This is a genomic window from Longimicrobium sp. (assembly GCF_036280135.1).
Lineage (GTDB): Bacteria > Gemmatimonadota > Gemmatimonadetes > Longimicrobiales > Longimicrobiaceae > Longimicrobium.
Genome location: NZ_DASURI010000563.1, coordinates 1 through 4,206, shown reverse-complemented (window position 1 = coordinate 4,206; position 4,206 = coordinate 1). Strand labels below are relative to the sequence as shown.

The window sequence follows — 4,206 nt, the reverse complement described above, 5'->3', positions numbered from 1 at the left end:
GGGAGAGCGAACGACACATCGGCTGCAGGTGCTGGGAGCCGCGCTGCTGTTTTCGACCGGCGGCGCGGCCATCAAGGCCACGGAGCTCACTTCCTGGCAGGTGGCCGGCTTTCGCTCGGCGGTGGCAGCCGTCGCCATCTTCCTGCTCGTGCCCGCCGCGCGACGTGGATGGACGTGGCACGTGGTGCCCGTGGGCATCGCGTACGCGGCCACGCTCACGCTGTTCGTCACGGCCAACAAGCTGACGACGTCGGCCAACGCCATCTTCCTGCAGTCCACGGCGCCGCTGTACATGCTGGCGTTTGGTCCGCTGCTGCTGCGCGAGCACGTGCGCCGGCGCGACCTGGTGCTGATGGCGCCCGTGGCGCTGGGGCTTCTCCTCTTCTTCGTGGGCGCGGACCCGCCCGCCACCCAGACGGCCACCAACCCCGCCCTGGGCAACGTCCTCGCGACCACCAGCGGCGTTACCTGGGCGCTCACCCTCGTGGGCCTGCGCTGGCTGGGCAACCGCGCCGGCGGCGAGGGCTCGGCCCTGCCCACGGTGGTCGCGGGCAACGTCATCACGTTCCTGGCCTGCGTGCCCGCCGCCTTTCCCGTCGCCGCCGGCACCACCTCGGCCGACTGGCTGGGCGTGGCCTACCTGGGTGTGTTCCAGATCGGCGCGGCGTACCTGCTGCTCACGGCCGGCATTCGCCACGTGCCGGCGCTGGAGGCGTCCGTGCTGCTTCTGCTGGAGCCCGCGCTGAACCCCGTGTGGTCGTGGCTGGTGCACGGCGAGACGCCCGGCCCGTGGTCCATCGCCGGCGGCGCGCTCATCCTGGGCGCCACCATCTTTCGCACGGCCGTCGACGCCCGCTCCGAGCGCCCCGGCGACACGAAACACGGGGAGATGGAGGACAAGGTCGCGGCGGAGTGAAACCCGTCTTCTCCCGGACCGTAGGGGAGGAGGAGACGCATCGCGCCCGGAGCGACTGAAGTCGCCGCAACGACAGCGGAAAGCCTCACAAACTGCGTGAGGCTTCAACGGCTGGAACCCCGCCTCGGTGTACACGCGCCGGCCTTCCCGCTGAGGCAGTCCGCGCAGGCGGACTTCGCGATGTTCCAGCGGCGAATTCATTCGCTCGGCGCGAGGGCGGCTTCCGCGGCTCGGTCCGGCCTGACTCCGATTCGGCTGATGCCGGCTTCCGCGGCTCGGTCCCGGCCTGACTCCGATTCGGCTGATGCGGGCTCTCGCGGCCTGGTCCCGGCCTGACTCCGATTCGGCTGATGCCGGCTCTCGCGGCCCGGTCACGACCCGATTCCGAATCGGCGCGATGCCGGCTTCCGCTCGATCCTGCCCCGGCCCTGACCCGATCCGGCGCCAACTCGGCTCATTCGGGTTCTCTCATCGCAAAACGTGTCCGCACGCGTGAGGGGCCGCCGCTCGGAGTGGGGCCGGAGCCCGCATCCGCCCCTCTGTACTGGGGGCACCGCGCGCCGGACGGGACCGATTCGCGGGCCTGGATCCGCCGCCCAAACGCTACGCTCCGGCCGTCGGAAAACGGAACACTGGCGCGGACACCGTGTAGCGATGTATCGTTGTTGAACACGAAACAAGAGGTGACCCATGCGACGCACCTTCGGGATCGCCGCGGCGGTGGCCGCCCTCGCGGTACTCGCGGCCGTACGGCTTCGGGCGCAGCAGGAGTGGACGCCGCCTTCGCGCGACATGCCGCAGATGCCGGCCTCCACCGAACTCTCGGGCGGATGGCGCGGCTCGCTCGGCGCCTGGTTCCGCGGGATGGACCTGTCCGCCGTCCGCGCCCAGGGCGAGGGCGGCGGCGCGCGGCCGCGGATGATCCGCTTCATGGGCGGACGCCCCGTGGCCAGCTGGACAGACCGCAACGGCGACGGACGCGCGGACCTGGTGGAGGTCTACCGGGACGGCGCCCCCGCGTTTCAGCTCATCGATGCCGACTACGACGGCACCGCCAACGTTCTTCGCGTATACGACGCGTCCGGGGCACTCGCCCGGGAAACCCGCTTCTGATCGAACCGTGACCCCGTCCACCGCACCGGCCCTCGTGAGCGACGCCGAGCTCCTGGATGCGTACCGTCAAACCGTCTGGACGGTGGAGATGCCGGCCGGGACGCTGGACGTGCGCCTGGAAGGCCCCCCGGCCGACGCGCAGCTTCGCCCCAGCGGCATCGTGACCGCGTACAACCCCGCGTCCATCGCCCGCACCCCGGACGAGAACCGCGCGGCCGACCAGGAGCTCATGCGGCACGTGCGCTCCCTGGGCGTGCCGTTTCGGCGCACGGTGGCCCAGGGCACGGGGCCCGGCGCGGACGGGTGGGAGGAGCCCGGCTTCCTGCTGCTGGGTGACGTTCGCCCGCTGGTGGTGGAGCTGGGCCTGGTGTTCGGGCAAAATGCCGTGGTGTGGGTGGATGCCACGGGCGCCTCCACGCTCGTGTGCACGCGCGCGGGATTTGCGGGACGCCTTCCCGGGCAAAAGATCGACCTGTAGCTCTCTCCCGGACCGCGGGCGCGCCGCTCCGGAACGGGCGGCCCGCCACGCCCGCGTACCCCTTCTCCCATCGCCATGCTGGTCAAGAAGCGGATGACCCGTGACCCCGTCACGGTCTCCCCCGCCGACTCGCTCGCCGACGCCCTGCGGCTCACGCGGGCCCGCCGCATCCGCCACCTTCCCGTCGTGCAGGACGGCGAGGTGGTGGGCATCGTCTCCGACCGCGACGTGCGGCTGGCCATGCCCTCGCCCCTCACGGAGAGCGACGAGCACCGGGTGCGGTTCCTGGAGCGCACCCGCATCTCCGACGTCATGCGGGGCGAGGTGGTCACCATCGGCCCCCACGACACGGTGGAGGACGCGGCCACGCTCATGCGCCGCCGCCGCATCGGCGCGCTGCCCGTGGTGGACGCGCACGGCCGGCTGATGGGCATCATCACCGAAAGCGACGTGCTGGACGCCTTCGTGGAGATCCTGGGCCCGCCGGGGCAGTCCAGCCGCATCGAGGTGGCCCTTCCCGACCGCGCCGGCGAGCTCGCCCGGGCCATGCGCGTCATCGGCGAGGACCAGGGGGTGAACGTCTGCTCGCTCATGGTGCCCCCAGGCACGGCCGGCGAGCGGCGCATCGCCATCGTGCAGGTGGCCACCATCGACCCCCGCCACGTCATCGAGGCCCTGGAGGGCGCGGGCTTCGAGGTGGGCTGGCCCTCGCTGGAGACGGACCTGCGCCACGGAGGCGGGGCGTGAGCCGCATGCGCAGCGCGTTCGTGTGGGACCCCGCCGTCACCGCGTACAAGTTTCGCCCGGACCACCCGTTCAACCCCAAGCGGCTGGAGCTCACCGTCTCGCTCATCGAGGCGCTGGGCCTGGTGGGCGGGCCCGACACGCCCGTGGTGGCCCCGCGCCCGGCCACGGACGCGGAGCTGCTGGCCGTCCACTCGCCCGAGTACCTGGCCGCCGTGCGGCGCTTCAGCGACGGGGGCGACAGGGGCGACGCGGGCCGCTGGGGGCTGGGGACGGACGACACGCCCATCTTTCCGGGGATGCACGAGGTCACGTCGCTCGTGGCGGGCGGCAGCATCCGCGCGGCGGAGCTGGTGATGGGCGGCGAGGTCACGCGGGCCTTCAACCTGTGCGGCGGGCTGCACCACGCGCACCGCGACCGGGGCTCGGGCTTCTGCGTCTACAGCGACCTGGCCGCGGCCATCGCCTGGATCCGGCGGGAGCACGGCGGCAAGGTGATGTACATCGACTACGACGCCCACCACGGCGACGGCGTGCAGGGGATCTTCTACGACGATCCCGACGTGCTCACGCTCTCGCTGCACGAGTCCGGGCGCTACCTGTTTCCCGGGACGGGCTTCGTGGACGAGCTGGGCGAGGGCGACGGGTACGGCTACTCGCTCAACGTGCCCCTGGAGCCGTTCACCGAGGACGGCTCGTGGCTGGACATCCACCGCAAGCTCATCCCCGAGGTGATGGAGGCGTTCCGGCCCGACGTCGTCGTCCTGCAGTCCGGCTGCGACGGCCACGCGCTGGACCCGCTCACGCACCTGCGGGCCAGCACGCGCCTGGCCGAGGAGACCACGCGCATCGTCTGCGAGGCGGCCGATGCCGTCTGCGGCGGGCGGGTGGTGGCCACGGGCGGGGGCGGGTACGCCGTGTGGCAGGTGGTGCCGCGGGCGTGGACGCTCGTGTG

Annotated in this window: 5 protein-coding genes; all 5 read left to right on the top strand. The window is 72.3% G+C overall.

Annotation, left to right across the window (positions count from 1 at the left end):
• On the top strand, positions 1-916 hold a 916-nt coding region (locus VFZ20_RS18230), incomplete at its 5' end, for a DMT family transporter (protein ID WP_329685353.1).
• A gap of 690 nt (positions 917-1,606) precedes the next feature.
• Complete coding sequence (locus VFZ20_RS18225; RefSeq protein WP_329685352.1) at positions 1,607-2,029, top strand: hypothetical protein; 423 nt, start codon at positions 1,607-1,609, stop codon at positions 2,027-2,029.
• Between the two features lie 7 nt (positions 2,030-2,036).
• Positions 2,037-2,507: a DUF3293 domain-containing protein gene (locus VFZ20_RS18220; RefSeq protein ID WP_329685351.1), complete on the top strand. Its 471-nt coding sequence runs from the start codon at positions 2,037-2,039 to the stop codon at positions 2,505-2,507.
• Between the two features lie 75 nt (positions 2,508-2,582).
• The gene (locus VFZ20_RS18215) at positions 2,583-3,254 is read left to right on the top strand and encodes a CBS and ACT domain-containing protein (RefSeq protein WP_329685350.1); all 672 of its coding nucleotides are present in this window, start codon (positions 2,583-2,585) and stop codon (positions 3,252-3,254) included.
• Positions 3,255-3,259: 5 nt separating this feature from the next.
• A partial coding sequence (locus tag VFZ20_RS18210) for an acetoin utilization protein AcuC (RefSeq protein WP_329685354.1) occupies positions 3,260-4,206 on the top strand: 947 nt, incomplete at its 3' end.